The following is a 20,872-nucleotide window of genomic DNA, read 5'->3' on the forward strand; positions in this document are numbered from 1 at the left end:
CCTCTTGCTAATTTCCTAAGGTTCCCTTAAAAGTTGTAAAATAATGGCAGAAGAGAAGAAAATATTTCAAAAAATCAAGGAGGCGGGCAGCCATTCCATGATTTATGGTTTGGGCTCTGTCTTGCAGACTCTTACCGGTTTTGTGCTAATACCATTATACACGCGGTATTATACGACTGATATATACGGCGTATTAGCTTTAGTCACCATTAGCGGGACACTGGCTGGATCCATATTCTATTTAGGCGCCTCTTCAGCGCTGGCTCGATCCTATTACGACTATGACGACCCGGAAGAACGTAAGCGGGTTGTAAGCACATCTCTCTATATCACCCTGTTTGGCGCGATTCTTCAGGTAATCTTGGGATTCTCACTTGGTGGCTTTCTTTCAGAGTGGCTGTTCAAATCCTACGCATATAGACTGCATATTGCGTTAATGCTCACATCCTCGGCATTCACGTTCATAAACACACTATTTTATATGCTGCTCCGTTTTCAACGCCTTTCAAAATACGTCATAATACTTAATATCGTTTCGTTGCTTCTGTCGTCGCTACTGATTGTTTTCTTTCTGGTTTGGGCGAAGTTGGGAGTGTTAGCTCCAATACTGGGTGGACTGCTGAGCCAGACTATTGTTTGCGGGGTACTTTTTCTGTTGGTGCGTAAAAACTTTGTGATGGGGTATTCTGATAAAGAATTGAAAATTCAGATACTATTCGGATTACAATCGGTAATTATAGCCCTGGCCTATTATTCCTTTGATTGGTTGAACCGTTTTTTCATCAATAAGTACTGTTCTCTTAGTGAAGTTGGCATTTATTCGCTAGGCTATCAGATTGGCATGAGCATTAATATATTGTTGATTTTTCCATTTTGCCAAATATGGGCGCCCATGCGAATGCAGTATCGCAACGACCATAATGCAGACGAGTTCTATAAAAAGATATTGACCTATTATTTTATGATCGGGCTGACTATTACGGCATCCATAAGCGTTTTTGCGCGTGAAATCATCACGCTTCTGGCAGGACACAAGGAATATGTGGATGCATTCCGGGTTGTTCCCTTCGTCATGCTGGGGATGCTAATTTATGGGGCGGTTAACATCATTGATAGCGGCATCTATTTTAGCAGAAAGGTGATTTACCACGCATATATTTTTTGGTTTACGTCGTTGGTTTCCCTGATTCTCAATTATTTGTTGGTCCCACGATTTGGCTATCTGGCGGCGGCGTTTGTGATTCTAGTCTGTTATTGCACAGTCGCGATGCTGGTTTTCATGATTTCCAATCGTCTCTATGCAATCCCGTACGAGGGGAAGCGACTGGCAGCACTTATGGGGCTCAGTATTGCGGTTATTGTCGCGGGTAGCATGGTGTCACTTCCGTCACTCGTCTCTGTAATCGTTTTGAAGTTGTGCCTAATGACCTTCATGTGCATTGTCATTTATACGTTGATACTCTACAGGGAAGAAAAGGATAAAATACACATGGTCTTCAGAAGGGTGTGCTTTGGAACAAATTAATCGAAAAAGCCTGAAAAAAGCATTACGGGGCAACATATTGACAATCGGTTCATGGATAAGTCTGGCACATCCGGCTATCGCCGAGATTATGTCCGATGCCGGATTTGATTGGTTGACAATAGATATGGAGCACAGCGTCATCACCATCCGCGAGGCGGAAGAGTTGATCCGTATAATTGACCTTAAGGGTAAGACTCCGCTGGTGCGTGTGACAAGCAATGAGCCCAACCAGATCAAACGGGTCATGGATGCTGGGGCGCACGGTGTTATTGTGCCGATGGTCAACTCTCGGGAGCAGGCCGAGGCGGCCGTGAGGGCGGTCAAATATCCTCCATCCGGCACACGTGGGGTGGGCCTGGCGAGAGCGCAAAAGTACGGTGCCGGATTTGATGACTATGTCCGTTGGCTTGAGGAAGAATCTGTCGTAATCGCCCAGATTGAGCATATAGACGCTATCAACAATCTGGATTCAATCCTGACGATGGAAGGCATTGACGGTACCATTATAGGGCCATACGATCTGTCGGCTTCCATGGGCAAGCCGGGTAAATTTGAAGATGCCGACGTAATGGAGGCCATTGCTCGTTACGAGGAAACTTCTAAAAGACTAAGCAAGCCGCTCGGTTATCATGTGGTCCCTTCCGATTACCTACAAGTCAAAGCAAGGATTGAGAAAGGGTATTCATTTGTTGCGTTCAGTACGGATTTTTTATTCTTGGGAAATGTTTGCAGGGAGCAACTTGGTAAAGTTTTAAATACCAATAATTTACTAGGAATGGATACTGAAATTGAAAAATAGATTTATACTATGGCTAGTCGATAAAACGAAACGTTATGTATGGACTTTCGCTAATTTGTACGATATACGAATCAACAAGCATGTGAGTCCACAAGGTCAGCATTCCGTTATACTGAAAGGCGGCATCGACGATGCAAACAATAATATCCCCAAGACCGTATACTTCAATACCCGCTCTGGGGACATTACAATAGGAGAAAATACCGTATTTGGTGAGGATGTTATGGTGCTCACCGGTAAACACTATTGTGTTTCAGAAGCAGAAGAAGAAAATAAACCATTGCATTATGTTCCTGAAGAGGGGAGAGATGTGACGATTGGGTCAGGGTGTTATATTGGCAGTGGAGTTATTGTAATCGGCAAAGTAAATATTGGTGATTATGCGGTAATTGGTTCAGGTTCAGTCGTAACAAAAGATGTACCTTCTCGTGCTTTCTTTGCCGGTAATCCTGCAAAACTGATAAAAATGCTATAACTAAAACTAATAGTTACTACTTTAATTGAATGGAACATATATGAACATAATAGGCATGATCCCAGCCCGCATGGCATCTACCCGTTTTCCGGGTAAACCTTTGGCTAAGATAAATAGCATCCCGATGATCGGCCATGTTTATTATCGATGCAAGATGTGTGCGCTGTTGACTGATGTCTATGTTGCCACCTGCGACCGGGAGGTTTTTGACTACATCGAGTCCATTGGCGGCAAGGCGGTCATGACTGCCGACACCCACGAGCGGGCCAGTGACCGCTGTGCCGAAGGGATGTTGAAAATCGAGCAGAAAACTGGCAAGCCAACCGATATTCTGGCCATGATTCAGGGCGACGAGCCGATGGTGTATCCGGAGATGATCACCGAAGCGCTTCAGCCAATGATTGATGATCCAAATGTTATGATTACCAACCTGCTTGGACAAATTGCCTCGCAGGAGGAATTTGAGGATCCAAATCAGGTTAAGGTGGTGACCGATCTGGCCGGTAATGCGCTCTATTTTTCTCGCGAACCGATCCCCTCCCGTAAAAAATATTCCGCGCAGGTGCCGATGTTCAAGCAGGTGCCGATCATCCCGTTCCGCCGAGACTTTTTGATCGAGTACAACAACATGTCTCAGACACCGCTGGAAATCATAGAATCTGTCGATATGATGCGGATTGTGGAAAATGGGATTAAGATCCGGATGATCAAGACAAAATATGAAACGCATGCGGTTGATACTGCAGCGGATTTGCATCATGTCGAGGAGCTTATGAAGGAAGACTCTCTGGTTCGCTTATATGAAAGAGCATGATATCCGTCCTAAGCATATTTTTGATGAATACCTGCGGCTGACGACAGAGGATACCCGCTCTTATTTCCAGGATTCAGTCAGGCATGACGTTGGCTGCCCCGCTTGTGGCGCAAACGGGGTACATGCTTTTACCAAAATGGGTTTCAGTTACGCCGAATGTCCGGACTGCAGCACTCTTTATGTTAGTCCGCGCCCCGAACGTTCCGCTTTTGAGAGATATTATACCGACTCCCCATCAACTCATTACTGGGCTACCACATTTTATAAAGAGACCGAAGCAGCAAGGCGTGAAAAAATATGGAAACCCAAAGCCGAATTAATATCTGAAAAATTATCCCATTTTTCTGCTTTTGACGAGATAGTTGATGTGGGAGGGGGTTACGGGACCTTTGCTGAGGAAATCAACCGCATTTCAGGATGCAAGGTCACAATCGTGGAACCATCGCGTCATCTTGCCGAGATTTGCCGTAATAAGGGTTTTGTGGTTATTGAAAAGTTTCTTGAGGATGTCTCACCGTGCGATCTGGGCCACAAAACTCGTTGCTTTGTCAGCTTTGAACTTTTTGAGCATTTATACGACCCTGCCGCCTTTTTACGATGTCTCAACCGTTTGATGCGAGTTGGCGACGCCTTCATTTTTAGCACTTTGAACGGTATGGGCGCAGATATCCGGGTATTATGGGAACATTCGCAGGCAGTTTCGCCGCCGCATCATCTTAATTTCTTTAACTCCCATTCTGTTCGTAAGCTTCTTGCAACTTGCGGTTTTGGTGTGATAGAGGTAACTACCCCAGGGAGACTGGATGTCAATATTATCGAAAACAGTCTGCAGCATGTAACCGATAGATTTTGGCAAACTTTTATCACTCATTCATCTGAAAATGCTAAACAGCAACTGCAGGAATTTTTGGCTGCACACCTGTTGAGTTCACATATGATGGTAATTTGTAAAAAAGATTCAGAGTCATATAACCTGTAAATACAGATCCACAGTTTAATTGGAGATAATTTCAATGGCTTCCGGGAGATTAAAGGTTGGCATAGCCGGATATGGTGTTGTTGGTAAAAGACGTCGTGTTTTTATCGATCTGAATCCGCACTTAACTACGGTAGCGGTAAGTGATATTGCCTTTGGCAAAGACGGTATAGCGGAGGATGGTGTACCATTTTTTTCTGATTTCAAATCTCTTTATTCACAGGATATTGATATCCTTTTGGTCTGTCTGCCAAACCATTTGGCCGCAGAAGCGACGATTTCAGGAATCGAGAAAGGTCTACATGTCTTTTGTGAAAAACCTCCGGGTAGAACTGTTGAAGATATTCGCAAAGTACTCGAAAGCGAAAAACGACATCCAAAGATAAAACTGAAATATGGCTTCAACCATCGTTATCATACCTCTGTCATTGAGGCAAAACGGATTATTGACAGCGGCCAGTTTGGTAAGGTCATAAACATTAGAGGAGTCTACGGAAAAAGCAGCGTCATTCCTTTCTCCGGCGGTTGGCGCTCTGAGCGCCAATATGCCGGAGGCGGTATTCTGTTGGATCAAGGCATTCATATGCTCGACATGATACTTTTGTTCGGGGGGGATTTTGAAGAGGTGAAAAGTTTTGTTTCCAATGACTATTGGAATCATGATGTTGAAGATAATGCCTATGCAATCATGAGGAACCGGTCTGGCTGCGTTGCCATGATCCACTCGACCGCTACCCAATGGCAACACCGATTCAGACTAGAGGTCACTCTGGAAGAAGCGCAACTTGAATTAACGGGAATATTGTCCGGCTCAAAAAGTTATGGTGAGGAAAAATTGCGCTGTGTCCCCAGAAAAGACGGTTCGATCATTGGATCATTTACGGAAACAACGACTTCTTATTTGGAAGATAATTCATGGCGGGATGAAGTAGACGAATTTGCCGACGCCATAGTCAATGACAAACCCATCGAAAGCGGAACAAGCACCGATGCCTTGAAAGTTATGGAGCTTGTTTACAATATTTACTGCGCTGATCAGCAATGGCAGCAACTGTTCAATATTGATCATCCCTAACAGGAGGTAATACACATTATGAACAACATAGACAAAGCTTGCATGGCATCAAACAGCGCTGGTGTATTTGCGCAAGGTTATTTTACCTATCTCAAGCAGGTCCTAGATTCTATTTCTCCGGAATCCATAGACCAGCTTGTGGCAGAATTCGAAGCCGCTCGCGCCGCTGGCTCCACAATATTTGTTGCGGGAAATGGCGGCTCAGCCACCACCGCCACCAGTATGGCCAATGACATCGGGTTTGACATCTTGAAGAAGACGGATACGGACAAGCCTTTCAGGGTCATGGCGCTTACCGATAATGGTTCAGTTATTACCGCAATTGCCAATGATGTCGGTTATGAGAACATATTTATCAATCAGTTAAAGATTCATTATCGTCCAGGGGACAAATTGCTTGCCATCTCAGCCAGTGGCAACTCGCCAAACATTGTGGCAGCCGCCGAGTGGGTTAAGCAACAGGGGGGCAAGGTCATCGGTTTCCTGGGATTTAGCGGAGGCAAGCTCAAGGAGATAAGTGACATCATTCTCCATGTAAAATCAGAACCCGGTGAGTACGGTCCAGTGGAGGATGCTCATCTGGTGCTAAATCATATTTTGGCGCACTGGTTTCAGTGTAAATTGAAATAAGCCGTTCAAGAACAATTACCAGGATCTGGCTATGTCGCGTTTCGATCACATTGAAACTCATGTTTCAGACATCAAACGATATTGTGAGTTTCTTGTCGCTATTTTCGAGGGGGGAACCTATAAGGTCATTTCTCCTAGCGGAACATCCATGTATACTTCTCCAGACCAAGTCAATATCGAGGTGAAAAAGAAAAGTATTGATGGAGCTCCGACCAAAAGCGGTTTTTGCAACCCGTGCTTGCGGCGACTTGATCCAAGATCGCTCTTGTCTGAACTCAACTTGGAAATAGAATCCGAGCAGGATTCTATTTCGGGCAAGGTGTATTTTTTCAAGGATCACGAAGGGGTGACTTGGCATATCAAAGACCTGCCGTGATAAATCAAGGAGATGCATTCATGTCATACAAAATCCTGCTTGGCCCGTCATCCTTTGGCGAAACAGATAAGGCACCATTTTTCAAGCTCCAGGAGGCTGGCTATGAAGTTGTAGATAATCCCTTCAAGCGCAAGCTGACCAAGCAGGAGTTGTTCGATCTGCTGACACCGGACGTGATTGGGATTATAGCCGGATTAGAACCATTGGATCGCGAGGTATTGTCCCGATCAAAGTTAAAGGTTGTTTCACGGGTAGGATCTGGCATTTCAAATGTTGATCTGGAAGCTGCTGAGGAGTTAGGGATAATTGTGCGCTCGACCCCTTATGGGCCTACGGAAGCTGCTGCAGAACTTACCCTCGGAGCCCTGCTCAGCTTGTTGCGTAAGATCCCCCGGATGGATCAGGCACTTCATGCCGGCAGATGGGAAAAGCGCATTGGGACCCAGTTGGAAGGCAAAACCGTGGCAATTATAGGCTATGGACGGATCGGCAAGCGCGTAGCCGAATTGCTCGCCCCATTCCATGTGCGTTTGTTGGTCGTTGATCCTAACCTGGAGCAATCGGCTGTAGGCGCGGCCGAACTCATGTCACTCGATGAAGCGCTGCCATGGGCTGATATCATTACACTGCACAGCAGCGGGGAAGCCTGCCTTCTTGGAGAACAAGAGTTCAGACGGATGAAGCAAGGCGCGTTTTTGTTGAATGTCGCCCGTGGTGGGTTGGTGGCAGAAGAGGCTCTGGTCGAGGCGTTGGACGACGGCAAGGTTGCCGGAGCTTGGATTGACACCTTTGGAATGGAGCCTTACAAGGGGCCGCTATGCGGTCGGGAAAATGTGGTGTTGACCCCGCACGTAGGTTCATATACGCTGGAATGTCGCCAGGGGATGGAAAATGAGGCAGTGGAAAACCTGCTGGCTGTTACTGGAAAGTGTTGTTGAGATGAAGATCGATTTTAGCGGAAAGATAGCCCTGGTGACCGGCGGCACAAAGGGAATCGGCAAACAGATAGCTGATGATTTGTTGAAGTTGGGGGCTGATGTCTATGTTTCTGGCCGCTCTATTGAGCCCCCAGCGGAAATGCAGGATAGGGCGGACCGATATTTAGCAGTCGATTTCACCGACAGAAATAATACGAAGCGTTTCCTTGATTCCGTGTCACAGATAGAACGTATTGATATTTGTATTAACAATGCTGGGATCAATCGTATTAATCCTATTGACGAAACGCTCATTGAGGATTGGGACGATATTTCGGCGGTGAATCTCGACGCGCCTTTTTTGCTCACGCGCACGGTAAGCAGAATCATGAAAACCAATCGTTACGGCAGAATTATTAATATTTCTTCTATTTTTGGTGTTATCAGCAAGGCAAAGCGGGCATTGTACTCCATGTCAAAATTCGGACTGCGTGGCCTGACCATATCAAGCGCCCTTGATCTCGCTCCTTACAATATCCTCGTGAATTCCGTTTCGCCGGGATTCATTATGACAGAATTGACTCAGCGTATTCTCGACCCTGCGGAGATGGTTCATCTGGCCGAACAAGTGCCAATGGGCCGTTTTGCCCAGCCAGAAGAAATCTCCCGTTCTGTTTTGTTCCTCGCAAGCGACCTCAACACTTACATCACCGGGCAAAATCTAATTATAGATGGCGGGTTTGTAAATGTCTGATTTCATGATTAAATCTCTCCGGAAAGAATATGGCGTCAGCTTTGTCAACGACTTCACTGTTCCGCTAAAAGAGGCAACCGACGAGGGAGCTTTTGTCATCTGCGACAGCAAGGTTTTCGACCTCTATCGGGATCGGATATTGAACGCGGTAACGCAGGAGCGCTGTCTGATCATCGAAGCATTAGAAACCGCAAAAACCATTGAAAAATGTAAAGAAATAATTGAGTTGCTTGTTGATGCCAAGATGCGCCGCAATCAGAAATTAATCGCATTAGGGGGAGGAGTCATTCAGGATATAACTGCATTCATTGCATCCATCCTTTATCGCGGCATAGGCTGGAAATTCTTTCCTACGACTCTGCTGGCACAGGGAGACAGTTGCATCGGCAGCAAGACGTCCATCAATCTTGGCACTAAGAAAAATATTCTCGGAAACTTTTACCCTCCTGATCAGATTTTTATTGATTCTGAGTTTCTGGAATCCCTTGCCGCAGGAGATATTCAATCAGGCATCGGCGAAATACTCCACTTTTACTATTATTCAAACAGTCCATTAATCACTAAACTTATAAAAAACTACCATAATGTTCTTGCAGATCGAAAACTCCTAAGAGAATATACGCAAGAGAGCCTTGCCATAAAGAAGTCGGTGATTGAGGTCGATGAGTTTGATAAGGGAGAGCGGAACAAGTTCAACTACGGTCATACTTTTGGACATGCCTTGGAAACCATTACCGACTATGGGGTTCGTCATGGACAGGCAGTGACCGTTGGTATGGATTTGGCCAATTACCTTTCCTTGAAATTTGGTCTGCTGCCGCAGGAACAGTTTGATGAGATGCACGCACAATTATCGGTCAACTTTCCTGATTATGATTTCAATTCTTGTAACATGGATTTGTATTTTGATGCTTTATCCAAAGATAAGAAAAATATTGGTACTAACTTAGGCTGTATCCTTTCTGAAGGTCCGGGGCGTCTGGTGCGCAAACAAGTTCCATTTGATAATGTATTGAAAGAAAGCATTCGATCTTATTTCACCTCGAAATTACTTCAATTTGATACGGAGAAGTAAATTGTGAATTTCTTCAGGCATGCTCAGGCGTTAGTGGAATCAGAAGCCATCGGCGATAACACCCGTATCTGGGCTTTTGCTCATGTGCTGTCAGGCGCACGAATTGGCGCCGACTGCAATATCTGCGACCATGTCTTTATCGAAAACGACGTGCTGATTGGAGATCGTGTCACGATAAAATGTGGGGTACAGATATGGGACGGTTTGCGAATTGAAGATGATGTTTTTATCGGTCCCAATGCGACTTTTACCAATGATCTTTTTCCCAGAAGTAAGCAACATCCGGAAGAGTACACTAAGACCTTCCTCTGTAAAGGAGCCTCCATTGGAGCAAATGCCACTGTTTTAGCTGGTGTTACCATTGGAATAAACGCGATGGTTGGAGCTGGCGCGGTGGTTACGCGTGATGTCCCCCCAAATGCCATTGTTGTGGGAAACCCAGCGGTAGTTAAGGGTTATGTTAATGTCAACAATCAACAGGGGAGTTCCCACCTGAAGCAAATCGGTGAGGCAGAATCTGTCGTCCCGGGAGTAAGATTTTATAATCTACCTTTGATTGAAGATATGCGTGGCAATCTTTCTTTTGCTGAATGTGGTCAATATTTACCGTTTGTACCCAAACGCTATTTTCTTGTTTTTGATGTGCCAAGTAAGGAAATACGTGGTGAGCATGCCCATAAGCAGGTGCAGCAATACTTGGTTTGCGTTAAAGGGAGTTGTTCGGTGGTGGTGGATGACGGTAAACACCGCCAGGAATTTCTTTTGAACTCGCCAGCCCAAGGGCTTTATTTACCCCCGATGATATGGGGAATTCAGTATAAATATTCACCTGATGCCGTATTGATGGTTCTGGCCTCTGATGTATATTCTGCTGCTGACTACATTAGAGATTATGATGAATATTTGCAGGCGGTGGCAGGATGATACCTTTTTTGAACCTTGGCAACGTTAATGCACGGCATCGGGACGAAATCGTTAGCGCGATGATCCGAGTACTCGACTCCGGATGGTATATCCTTGGCAATGAAGTAAGGGCTTTTGAAAAAAAATTTGCAGACTATTGCGGTGTATCACATGCTATTGGTGTGGCAAACGGATTGGATGCCCTGACGCTCATTTTTAAAGCCTATATGGAACTTGGCCTTATGAGTGAAGGGGATGAAGTTATAGTCCCAGCCAATACATATATAGCTTCTATGCTGGCGGTATCGGCCAATCGGCTTATTCCGGTACCGGTGGAACCGCACCCAGATACCTTTAATATCGACATCAAGCAAATTGAAGAGAGTATTTCCCCGCGCACAAAAGCCATCATGGTGGTGCATCTGTATGGGCAAATCGGCTACTCCGATGAGCTGCAAAAGTTGGCAGACAAATATGGGCTCAAAGTCATTGAGGACTCGGCTCAGGCGCATGGTGCGCTGTCCCAAGGGAAACGCGCTGGGTCTCTCGGAGATGCGAGTGGGTTCAGTTTTTATCCCGGCAAGAACCTTGGCGCTCTCGGAGATGGTGGTGCGGTAACAACCAATGACGCGGAGCTTGCCCACACTATTCGGGCCTTGGGGAATTATGGGTCGAAGGTTAAATACGAGAATCTCTTTAAAGGGGCCAATAGCCGTCTTGATGAACTGCAAGCTGCAATTCTGTCAGTCAAAATACAGTACCTTGACCATGACAATCAGAGGCGCCGTGTAATTGCGAAGCAATATTTGGAATCAATCTGCAATCCAAAGCTGAATCTTCCGAAGAGCATATCCCCAGAATCTCATGTATGGCATCTTTTTGTTGTTAGAACAGAGCAACGCGATGTTTTTCAGCAGCATCTTAAAGATAAAGCTATTGGAACGGTAATCCATTATCCGGTTCCTCCGCATAAACAGCAAGCATACGGTGAATGGAACGTACGTAGTTATCCTGTTACTGAAGAAATTCATCGGACTGTTCTGAGCTTGCCCATAGATCCAAGCATGAGTGATGACGAGGTGCGGGCGGTCATTGATGCTTGTAATTGCTATTGAGAAAGGTAATTGAATGAAAACAGTTATTCTGGCAGGCGGTTTCGGTTCGCGACTAAGCGAAGAAACAACTATCAAGCCGAAGCCCATGGTGGAGATCGGTGGTAAGCCAATCCTCTGGCATATTATGAATATCTATGGGCACTACGGCTTCAAGGAATTCGTTATTGCCCTGGGTTACAAGGGAGAGTACATCAAGGAATATTTTCTTAATTACTATAACTTTCAGAGTGATTTGACTATCTCTCTTAAAAACGGTGAAGTGTCGGCCCAAAAAAACTGTAACAGGGATTGGATGGTTCATCTCGTCGATACAGGTACGAACAGTATGACCGGCGGTAGACTTCACCGACTTCAGGATCACGTTGGCAACAGCACATTCATGCTGACATATGGCGATGGCGTCTGCTCAGTGGATGTTAACAAACTGGTGGCATTTCATAAGTCGCACGGAAAACTGGCAACCGTTACGGCGGTCCGCCCGACCGCGCGTTTCGGGGGCATGTGCTTTGACGGTGAACGGGTGATCGAATTCAAGGAAAAACCGCAGGCTGGAGAAGGGTGGATCAACGGCGGTTTTTTTGTCTTTGAGCCGGGGATCTTTGAATATCTTCATGGAGACGCCACTGTTTTGGAAGCAGAGCCAATGGAGAACCTTGTTCGTGACGGGCAGTTAATGTCCTACCGGCACGACGGTTTTTGGCAGTGTATGGATACCATCCGCGACAGGAGTCACCTCGAGGAGCTTTGGCAATCAAATCCACCATGGAAGGCTTGGAGAGATTGATGTTCAACGGATGTTATTTAGGCAAGAGGGTACTTGTCACTGGTCATACAGGGTTCAAAGGGAGTTGGCTCACTGCCTGGTTGCTCAAGCTAGGGGCGGAAGTCATCGGTGTATCAAAAGATGTCCCGACCAACCCGGCTATGTTCGTCGAAATGGGTCTCGCCCAACGCATTTGTCACCGTGTGGCTGATATTCGCGACTTGCCGGCGATGCAGGCCATTATTCGTGAGGAACGGCCTGACTTTGTATTTCACTTAGCCGCCCAGGCCGTTGTCTCGGTTTCTTACGTTGATCCGGCGGAGACAATGACTTCGAACGTCATCGGGACGATGAACGTTCTGGAGTCCCTGCGCACGGTCGATCATCCCTGTATTGCAGTGCTCATCACCAGCGACAAGTGCTACGACAATGTTGAATGGGTGTGGGGGTATCGCGAAACCGATGCGCTTGGGGGCAAGGATGTCTACAGCGGCTCCAAAGGCGCTGCTGAACTGGTCATCAAGTCTTATCTGCACTCCTTTTTTATGGCCCCAGACCACCCGGTGCGCATCGGCGTTGGCCGGGCGGGGAATGTCATTGGCGGAGGCGATTGGGCTAAGGACCGGATCGTGGTGGATTGTATGCGCGCCTGGAGTGAAGGCCGTTCTGTCGAAATCCGCAGTCCGAGCGCCACACGGCCCTGGCAACATGTGTTGGAACCGTTGAGTGGTTATTTGACGCTTGGTGCGGCGCTCGCCAGGACGGGTGATCTGCACGGTGGTGTTTTCAACTTTGGCCCTCGCGCGGAGCAAAACCGGACAGTAGTTGAACTGCTGAGCGATCTGGGTGCCCATTGGGGTTTTTTGCGCACGGAGGATGCCTACCGGGTTACCGGTAACATTCCGTTCCACGAGGCAGGCCTGCTTAAACTGTGTTGTGACAAAGCCCTGTTTCATCTCAAATGGGCACCCAATCTCGGCTATCCAGAGATGATTCAAATGGTCAGCGAGTGGTACTACGCCTATTACCATGAGCACGGCGACATGTACAGCCTGACCCTGGAGCAGATTGCCACCTACGAACGCTTCGCCGAGGAGCGGAACCGCGCATGGACTACCCGCTGATCGAAGGCGTGCTTGTCACGCCACAGAAACGCATCCTGAATTCAAAAGGCGATATCCTGCATGCCATGAAACGCTCGGGGCCGGGATATACAGGCTTTGGCGAGGCATATTTTTCCATTGTGCGCACCGGTCTTATTAAGGGATGGAAGCGTCATCGGCATGCCACCCTTAATGTGGTCGTCCCGGTGGGTGCCATCCGTTTTGTCATTTACGATGATCGTCAGGAAAGCCTCACCTCCGGGCGTTTCCTCGACGTCACCCTGGGGGGCGCGAATCATGTTCGCCTCACCGTATCCCCCGGTCTCTGGATGGCTTTTCAGGGGATGAATGAGGGAATCAATTTGCTGTTGAATATCAGCAATGAGGAGCATGACCCGACTGAGGCCGATAATATTGATCTCGATGCCATTCCCTTTATTTGGTAAATACCTTCAATGAGTATCCCTCTTTCATGACCAATCTGGGTTTCATCGATGTTTCCGGCGTCGGCAACAGCGGGAAGAGTGCTGCTGTCGATCTTTTGCGCGAGTTCGACGGAATTTTTGTTCCCAATTTTCAATTCGAATTCGACTTCTTACGGGTCCGCGGCGGCTTGCTTGATCTGCGTCATGCCCTGCTCGAGGATTGGTCACCGGTACGAAGCCACGCTGCATTTAAGGCTTTTTTGAAAGTGGCGAGCCGAATGGGGAGAAATCCCCGGGCATGGTGGGATGTGCCAGCGTGGATAGAATCAACCAGCCAGCGGTATGACCGACATTTTTTTGAAAGCTTCCAGGGATTGACCCAAAGTTTCGCTCGGTCCTTCGTGATCGGCAGTTACTTCGCCGAGTGGCCATATGACGATTTGTGCAGTTCACCGGTCCAGGTTTTTATGCGTAAATTTATCCGTCGGCTTGGCGGGCGCCGCAAATTGCTGCGGGAGGTGTTTCTGCTGGACGGCACCGACTTTGATAAACAAGCCTACGCTTATTTGACGCAACTCTTCCAGAAGGTGGTACCCAAGAATATAAATCGGGTGATACTCAACAATGGCTTTGAACCGTTCAACCCGGTGCCATTTCTTGACATGCTGGATGGGTCTAGACAAATTGTCGTTACTCGAGATCCGCGAGATGTATATGTCTCGGGTCAGAACAATCACCATGCAAACGCGGCCGACAAAAAGTTGTTCGCTTTCGATAACGACGGGCTTAACAAATCATTTTTGGCGGCAGACGACATCGAGCTGTTTGTACGTCGATACCGTTTATATCATCAGCATCTTTTTCAGGGCACGGACAAGCGGGTGCTACGGTTGCGTTTTGAAGACCTGGTGCTTGATTATGAATCCGTAGTTGCGAGAGTTCTTGCCTTTTTAGATCTTCCGCCAGAAAAGCACGTCAGTCCACGCCTTAATTTCGATCCCACCCGAAGCCGGGAAAATGTCGGTGTCTGGCGTAAATACAGCAAGCATACGGAACTTCGCTTTATCGAAGCTCAACTTGAGGAATTCCTTGTCTCCGACTGAGATCCCCAATATTTATTTCATATTCCCGTACCGAGGGGTGGGTGGTGTCTCGCTGTTATTCCTCCGGTTAGCGGAATTTTTTGCCGAGAACGGCATGGCAAGATCTTATCTGGTGGACTATCCGGACGGCTTTATGGCGAGCCATCGGCGAGACGGGTTGGCTCGATTGCTCCCCTATACCGATGATGCCGCTGTGGATATTCCGGCCGGTGCCGTCGCCATTTTTCAATCAATGACGCCGTGGTCCATCTACCCGTCATTGCGTCTCGCCAAAGAAACCCGCGTACTGTTTTGGAACTGTCATCCATTTAATCTGGTGCCTACCCTGCCGGGGGTGCGACAAGTTATGCAAAGTCATCTTTGGTTCGGTCGCCTGATGCTCGATACATTGTTGATTGGGTATAAACTAAAAATCTTTCGCTTAATCAATCTATTGATAAAGCAACGGTCTTTGGTTTTTATGGATTCTACCAATCACCAAACTACAGAAGGATATTTGGGGTTAAAGATAGCTGCGCCGGTATATCTGCCGATTCCCGCTTCTCCGCCGGAGGTCCCGGTTGAATCTGCAGTTGTTAATGGAAGAGACTTCCGAGTGAGTGGTATTCGGGTCGGCTGGGTCGGGCGTGTGGTCGATTTCAAGTACCACGTCTTGAAGCGCGCATTGATTGAGCTCAATCTTCTCCAGCCGAGCTGTGGCGTGTCAATCTCCGTGACTATTGTCGGAACGGGTGAATTTGCTGATCGCTTAAAACTCGATGCAAAGCGGCTGGAAAACATATCAATAGACTTTGTCGAGCATATTTCGCCTGGGGAACTTGATCGATATCTTTTGGAACATTTTGATCTGCTTCTGGCCATGGGTACGTGTGCCCTGGATGGTGCAAAATTGGGCATACCTACGATTCTTCTGGACTGCTCGTACAAGAAGGTGCCGACAAGCTATCTGTTCCAGTGGCTGCACGAGCGGAAAGGTTATACGCTCGGCGACTTGATCGGATCGGTGCACCTTAATGGTGGAACAGATTCGATGGCTGCTCGCGTCCAGGAACTTCTCCTCACGCATTCCTCGTTAAGCGCCGCTGCTCGTTCATATGTTGACACCAATCATGATCTTGCGAAAATCGCAAATCGGCTGCTCAACATCGTGGGCGAGAGTCGTTGTTTATGGCAAGAAATTGAAGGCGCCCGAATTCTGGGGCGTGGATTCGTTTATTCAGTATTCGACAGAACCAGAAAAAAACTGGTAGCCAAATGATTCTTGAAATTTTCTCGAAACATAAATTAATCCATGATTGCGGATAATGTAATGGACCCGATTCGTCTTTCCAGATCCTGCGTCGGCAACGAAGAAATTGCCGCCCTTGCGCGAGTCATTGAGGCTGGATTTCTCGGTATGGGGAGCGAGGTGCAATGTTTCGAACAGGAGATTAAGGCCTATCTTGCGACTCCGTACGAGGTGATTTGCGTTAACACCGGAACCGCCGCTTTGCATTTGTCCTTAGAAGGGCTGGATATAGGAGCCGGGCATGAAGTGCTGGTCCCGAGCATAACTTATCTCGCATCCTTTCAGGCGATTGCCGCGTCTGGCGCAACGCCCGTTGCATGCGATGTAACCCCTGAGCGGGTATTTATCGATCTGCAAGATGCGGAGCGTCGTGTGACCGAGAAGACTAGGGCCATAATGCCGGTCCATTACGCCAGTGACAGTACGGAAATGTCGGGCGTTTATGAGTTTGCAGAGCGTCATGGTATTCGGGTCATCGAAGACGCTGCCCATGCATTTGGCTGCAAGCGAAATGCAAAGAAAATTGGCGCTACGGGGGATGTGCTTTGTTTTAGTTTTGATGGTATAAAAAACATTACCTCAGGGGAAGGCGGTGCAGTAATCACGGGTGATTTGGAGCTGGCAAGCCGCATTCGCGATGCACGACTGCTTGGTGTCGAAAAAGATACCGAAAAGCGTTACACCGGCCAGCGTAGTTGGGTGTTCGATGTTAACCGCAGGGGATATCGTTACCATATGAGTAATTTGATGGCTGCGATAGGCCGTGAGCAACTCAAAAAAATTGGTCGATTTTCGGAACATCGACGCACTGCAGCCATCCGTTACCGTGAATTTTTGGCAGGTCAGTCTGGTGTTGAGTTGCTAACATTGAGTGATGATGACATTGTTCCGCACATTTTTGTGATCCGCGTTACCAATGGCCGAAGGGATACCGCGATGCAAGCGCTTCGTGATGCGAAAATCGAATGTGGTATTCACTATCAACCCAATCATCTGCTGGCCTACTTCAACCAAGGCTATGCGTTACCGGTGTCCGAATTACTGATGAGTCAATTATTGTCTCTTCCCTTACACGCAATGCTAACGGACCAAGAACAATGTCGAGTCGTCGATGTGTTGAAATCATCTTTGGAAGATAAATCTAATGCCTAAAGTCTCGGTGATTATGAATTGTTATAACGGGGAGGAATATCTCCGTGAAGCGATAGATTCCGTTTACGCCCAGACGTTTGACGACTGGGAAATCATATTCTGGGACAATGCCTCGACAGACCAAACCCCGGTGATTGCCGCAAGTTATAGGGAGCGTCTACGGTATTTCAGAAGTTCCACCATGCTCACTTTGGGGGCCGCACGGCGGCAAGCAGTTGAACAGGCTGCCGGTGAATGGGTAGCGTTTCTGGACTGCGATGACTACTGGTATCCAGAGAAGCTGGAGACCCAGATCAGCGCTCTGGCGGGAACAGATCATGTTCTTTGCTATGCAGGCATACGCGAAATTGAGCCGGATGGAACTATCATTCGGGAAGTCATACCGCATCATTTCTCCGGCAACGCATTGGAGCAGTTGCTCCAACAGTTCGACGTTAATATGGTTACACCCATGCTGCGACTTGCAGTTTTAAAGCGCTTCGGACTCAATTTCGACGAAAATATCACCGCATCAGAAGAGTATAACCTCTTTGTTCGTCTTGCGGCGAAGGGTTCTGTTCTTTCGCTCCCCAATATTCTTGGTGCGTGGCGCATATCCCCGGGAAGTCTGACAGACCGCCAGATCGCAAAATGGTCAATTGAGCGTTACTACACTCTCGACCAGCTTAAGCGAGAAAATCCTGGAATCGACCGACTCTACCCGGCGGCGTTTCGTGAAGCCTACGCGCGTGGTGATTACTACAAGGCGCGTTACCTTATGTCAGAGGGACGCGTCGCGGAAGCACGAAAAGTTATGGCAGGCATTGCTGCGGTCAACTTCCGCTATCGACTGCTATTGTTTGGGCTTTATGTGCCGAGCTTTTGGGGTATAATTCACGGCAATTTCCTGAAACGTCGTGTTTTGCCGAGGATATTCGGATACACGTCTGTAAATTCTGGTCGTGTGAAATAAATGCCGCAGTGTTTTCCAAAGTTTATTCGGCGATGGCGTGACACGAAAGACAAATGGCTATTACTGTCGACTTGGGGAGTGCTTATAGGAACCTTTGGTGCGACGAGTGCCTCTGCCCCCAATAATGTAATCAGTTATGTGTCATTTGTAACGGCGATCTGCTTGTATTTCTTTATGATATTTTGGAAACCACAATCTAGCAATGATCGTGGTAAGTTGTTTTGTCTGTTTGACATTTTACCCGCTACGCAGCTCGGTGTGTGGGGGTATGGTGTGATCTGGGGCATGATAAATTCGAACCCATATCAAAATATATTGCGGAACAATGCCGGCATATTGGTATGTGTGCTGTATTTTATTTTTATCTTAGTAAGGTCTTCTCGAAGGGCACTGCTCGAGTGTTTAATATTCGCGGCCTGGGTAACTGCGATTGTTGTAGCTTCGTTCTTTCTCTTTGATAAATTGTTTAGCAAATATTTTTATGGCGTGTCATATTTTGCGCAACTTTCGACTCGATCATATTTTTCTGAGTCTGTTGTATTGTTGATCGTCCCGATTTGCCTAGTACTTTCAGGATTATTTTCACAACAATCTTGGCGAAATACTGAAGCACGAAACGTCCTGCGGGTACTCTATTTGTATACGTTGTCATTTTTATTGCTTGTCCCAATGCAGTCAAAGGCATTATCCGTAGCATTTCTGCTAATATTAGTGTGCTTCGCAGTGGCAATATATAGAGCTCTGCCGCGGATGAATGCTCAGCAGGTAGTTATGGCGAGTTGCTCTATCTTAATACCTTTCGTGGCTACAGCTTGGCTTACATCGTATCTTGTTTTAAACGCTTATTCAACAAGCGTAGTCGCGACCGATCCAACAAGTAAGTCATTTAGTGTGAAAGTTTTATTATCGGATAGCCGAATTGAGCAGACGCATAAGCTATACAATGAGTTTTCGATATTTGGGAGTGGATCGGGAGCGGTGTTGCGTTCCGGATATGCCCGTGATTCAGCGGGGTACGGTTTCGAAAGTTCATATGCCAATATCATTCACAAATTTGGAATATTCGCATTGCCTCTTTTCTTAGGGGACCTTGCTATTTTGGCTTGGATAGTCGTTTCTTTTAACTCGTTGATTTGGCGTCCTTACGCGGCAGTATCATTGGCTGTGGTGGGAGTGGATTTCATTGCGATTGGCAATCCAGTTTATACTGGACCAATTGCGATTATGTTAAAAACTATCATCTTTTACTGGATGCGGGGGTACTTGATCTGGAGGCAGTCGCATGGTAAACGCTATGCGCTGTCTTGCTCCGTTGCCACATTATTGGAGACGCGCCATGATTAGAGCGAGTGTGAAAATATACAACTTACTTAGGCCCCCCAAATGAAAGAAATTAATTTGAGCAGGCCTGACATATTTTTTGCGTGTGTATGGTTATCGGTAACGATATTGGCTTATGCAGATTTATATTACATGGGGTTCGATGAGTCAGTTTTTGTTACCAGCTTAATCACTGTAAACATAGCTTCGTTTTTTGTAGCATATAAATTTGTCAATTATGGAATGGACAAATTCCCCAGTTTAGCACAGCAGCGTGATGTTCATTTGAGCCAATCGCAAATAGATAAACTGTCACTCGCCAACTTTTTTCTGTTTCTTTTGTGGTGTTTTTTGTTTTCATTTGTTGTGTACAAAAGCGGTGGTGTCCCTATTCTGTGGAGAATGGCGCACATCAATAAATCTTATACTGACTTCGGCGTTCCAACGTTGTCCGGTTTTGCCAATATGATCCGCGCATTTATTTTCTGTCTATCAATTGTTCTATGGTTGAAAGTCAAAGAAAAAAGAGCTTTAGTCATAGCGGTGATTCTTCTAACGACATCACTTTTAGAATTTGCGAGGGCGAATACTATTTATCTCGTATTGCACGGGGTAGCGATTATCTTATTGCTACGCCCTTTGCGAATAAAACATATCGCAGCTATAGCAGTCGTTATACCGATACTTGTTATTCTTTTTGGTATCGTGGAGCAGATCCGAACGCCAAATGGTTCGGGTGGGGAGGCGATCCAAAAGTACACATCCGTACTTAACAAGCTACCGTATGGGTTTACAACCACTTATTTATATCTGACTACTCCAGTTAGTAATTTATACTATGCAGTAAATAAAGGTATCGTTCCGAATAATTTTCCTTATTATACACTTCAAACGGTTCTTCCTACGATCTTGCGTGACCAGATTCACGTCCCGAACCGGTATCCAATTGCTCTTAGAAGGGAAAGTCACAATGCGACTACGTTCTATTCGCCGTTTATTGCGGATTATGGAATTATGGTCGCTGGATTTTTAGTTTTTGTAATACAATTCTTTGTATCGTGGGTGCACTTGCAAGCGATGCGAGGTGATATATTTTATAGTTTAATTTATTCTCCCCTTTTTGCGTCTATAGCATTAAGTTTTTTTTATAATTACTTCATTACGCTTGGTGTTTTGTTGTTTCCCGTGATTACTTTTGGGGTGCGATTATATGTCATAAGGTCAACGAAGCTCACCCGTGTTGTTCGCCCTCACGCGTAATTTCGCAAGATATGCCCGTGTGAAAAAAAGGTAGAAACCGCTTTAGTTAGAGCATTCTTCATTATATGGAAG

The 20,872-nt window shown here is 46.6% G+C and carries 22 protein-coding genes; all 22 read left to right on the plus strand.

Annotated elements, in window-relative coordinates; translation table 11 throughout:
* The first annotated feature begins 43 nt into the window (after window positions 1–43).
* The 22 genes from MWR57_RS03675 to MWR57_RS03780 are packed head-to-tail and all read left to right on the plus strand — an operon-like array spanning window position 44 to window position 20,800.
* Entirely contained in the window at window positions 44–1,525 is a 1,482-nt protein-coding gene (locus MWR57_RS03675) for an oligosaccharide flippase family protein (protein WP_423123434.1), read from the plus strand.
* A complete protein-coding gene (locus tag MWR57_RS03680) occupies window positions 1,512–2,324 on the plus strand; it encodes an HpcH/HpaI aldolase family protein (RefSeq protein ID WP_423123435.1) in 813 nt (270 codons plus the stop codon). The genes MWR57_RS03675 and MWR57_RS03680 overlap by 14 nt, the downstream gene beginning before the upstream one ends.
* A complete protein-coding gene (locus MWR57_RS03685) occupies window positions 2,314–2,799 on the plus strand; it encodes an acyltransferase (protein ID WP_423123436.1) in 486 nt (161 codons plus the stop codon). Before MWR57_RS03680 ends, MWR57_RS03685 begins: the two co-directional genes overlap by 11 nt.
* A gap of 40 nt (window positions 2,800–2,839) precedes the next feature.
* Window positions 2,840–3,613, plus strand: coding sequence for a 3-deoxy-manno-octulosonate cytidylyltransferase (locus MWR57_RS03690; protein WP_423123437.1), 774 nt, complete (start codon window positions 2,840–2,842; stop codon window positions 3,611–3,613).
* On the plus strand, window positions 3,600–4,592 hold the full coding sequence (locus MWR57_RS03695; RefSeq protein WP_423123438.1) for a class I SAM-dependent methyltransferase: 993 nt from the start codon (window positions 3,600–3,602) through the stop codon (window positions 4,590–4,592). The genes MWR57_RS03690 and MWR57_RS03695 overlap by 14 nt, the downstream gene beginning before the upstream one ends.
* A gap of 34 nt (window positions 4,593–4,626) precedes the next feature.
* Window positions 4,627–5,664: a Gfo/Idh/MocA family protein gene (locus tag MWR57_RS03700; RefSeq protein WP_423123439.1), complete on the plus strand. Its 1,038-nt coding sequence runs from the start codon at window positions 4,627–4,629 to the stop codon at window positions 5,662–5,664.
* Between the two features lie 18 nt (window positions 5,665–5,682).
* Entirely contained in the window at window positions 5,683–6,294 is a 612-nt protein-coding gene (locus MWR57_RS03705) for a D-sedoheptulose-7-phosphate isomerase (RefSeq protein WP_423123440.1), read from the plus strand.
* Window positions 6,295–6,325: 31 nt separating this feature from the next.
* Entirely contained in the window at window positions 6,326–6,670 is a 345-nt protein-coding gene (locus MWR57_RS03710; protein WP_423123441.1) for a hypothetical protein, read from the plus strand.
* A gap of 20 nt (window positions 6,671–6,690) precedes the next feature.
* Window positions 6,691–7,608 (plus strand): NAD(P)-dependent oxidoreductase, encoded by a 918-nt coding sequence (locus MWR57_RS03715; RefSeq protein WP_423123442.1) that lies wholly within the window; start codon window positions 6,691–6,693, stop codon window positions 7,606–7,608.
* Window position 7,609: 1 nt separating this feature from the next.
* On the plus strand, window positions 7,610–8,341 hold the full coding sequence (locus MWR57_RS03720) for an SDR family NAD(P)-dependent oxidoreductase (RefSeq protein ID WP_423123443.1): 732 nt from the start codon (window positions 7,610–7,612) through the stop codon (window positions 8,339–8,341).
* Window positions 8,334–9,416, plus strand: coding sequence for an AroB-related putative sugar phosphate phospholyase (cyclizing) (locus MWR57_RS03725; protein WP_423123444.1), 1,083 nt, complete (start codon window positions 8,334–8,336; stop codon window positions 9,414–9,416). Before MWR57_RS03720 ends, MWR57_RS03725 begins: the two co-directional genes overlap by 8 nt.
* Before the next feature lie 3 nt (window positions 9,417–9,419).
* The gene (locus MWR57_RS03730) at window positions 9,420–10,340 is read left to right on the plus strand and encodes a WxcM-like domain-containing protein (RefSeq protein WP_423123445.1); all 921 of its coding nucleotides are present in this window, start codon (window positions 9,420–9,422) and stop codon (window positions 10,338–10,340) included.
* Window positions 10,337–11,434, plus strand: coding sequence for a DegT/DnrJ/EryC1/StrS family aminotransferase (locus MWR57_RS03735; protein ID WP_423123446.1), 1,098 nt, complete (start codon window positions 10,337–10,339; stop codon window positions 11,432–11,434). The genes MWR57_RS03730 and MWR57_RS03735 overlap by 4 nt, the downstream gene beginning before the upstream one ends.
* 13 nt (window positions 11,435–11,447) lie before the next feature.
* Window positions 11,448–12,218, plus strand: a complete 771-nt coding sequence (gene rfbF / locus MWR57_RS03740) for a glucose-1-phosphate cytidylyltransferase (RefSeq protein ID WP_423123447.1) — start codon at window positions 11,448–11,450, stop codon at window positions 12,216–12,218.
* Window positions 12,218–13,321: a CDP-glucose 4,6-dehydratase gene (gene rfbG, locus MWR57_RS03745; protein WP_423123618.1), complete on the plus strand. Its 1,104-nt coding sequence runs from the start codon at window positions 12,218–12,220 to the stop codon at window positions 13,319–13,321. The genes rfbF and rfbG overlap by 1 nt, the downstream gene beginning before the upstream one ends.
* Window positions 13,306–13,746 carry a dTDP-4-dehydrorhamnose 3,5-epimerase family protein gene (locus tag MWR57_RS03750; RefSeq protein ID WP_423123448.1) on the plus strand — a complete coding sequence of 147 codons (441 nt, stop codon included), beginning with the start codon at window positions 13,306–13,308 and terminating at the stop codon, window positions 13,744–13,746. The genes rfbG and MWR57_RS03750 overlap by 16 nt, the downstream gene beginning before the upstream one ends.
* Window positions 13,747–13,772: 26 nt before the next feature.
* Window positions 13,773–14,828: a sulfotransferase family protein gene (locus MWR57_RS03755; RefSeq protein ID WP_423123449.1), complete on the plus strand. Its 1,056-nt coding sequence runs from the start codon at window positions 13,773–13,775 to the stop codon at window positions 14,826–14,828.
* Window positions 14,815–16,086 (plus strand): glycosyltransferase family protein, encoded by a 1,272-nt coding sequence (locus MWR57_RS03760; RefSeq protein WP_423123450.1) that lies wholly within the window; start codon window positions 14,815–14,817, stop codon window positions 16,084–16,086. Before MWR57_RS03755 ends, MWR57_RS03760 begins: the two co-directional genes overlap by 14 nt.
* A 51-nt stretch (window positions 16,087–16,137) precedes the next feature.
* On the plus strand, window positions 16,138–17,268 hold the full coding sequence (locus MWR57_RS03765; protein ID WP_423123451.1) for a DegT/DnrJ/EryC1/StrS family aminotransferase: 1,131 nt from the start codon (window positions 16,138–16,140) through the stop codon (window positions 17,266–17,268).
* The gene (locus tag MWR57_RS03770) at window positions 17,261–18,220 is read left to right on the plus strand and encodes a glycosyltransferase family 2 protein (RefSeq protein ID WP_423123452.1); all 960 of its coding nucleotides are present in this window, start codon (window positions 17,261–17,263) and stop codon (window positions 18,218–18,220) included. The genes MWR57_RS03765 and MWR57_RS03770 overlap by 8 nt, the downstream gene beginning before the upstream one ends.
* Window positions 18,221–19,564 (plus strand): hypothetical protein, encoded by a 1,344-nt coding sequence (locus MWR57_RS03775; protein ID WP_423123453.1) that lies wholly within the window; start codon window positions 18,221–18,223, stop codon window positions 19,562–19,564.
* A gap of 39 nt (window positions 19,565–19,603) precedes the next feature.
* Window positions 19,604–20,800: an oligosaccharide repeat unit polymerase gene (locus MWR57_RS03780; RefSeq protein WP_423123454.1), complete on the plus strand. Its 1,197-nt coding sequence runs from the start codon at window positions 19,604–19,606 to the stop codon at window positions 20,798–20,800.
* The last annotated feature ends 72 nt before the right edge of the window (window positions 20,801–20,872 follow it).

Source organism: Hydrosulfovibrio ferrireducens (assembly GCF_046883345.1).
Lineage (GTDB): Bacteria > Desulfobacterota > Desulfobulbia > Desulfobulbales > Desulfurivibrionaceae > Thiovibrio > Thiovibrio ferrireducens.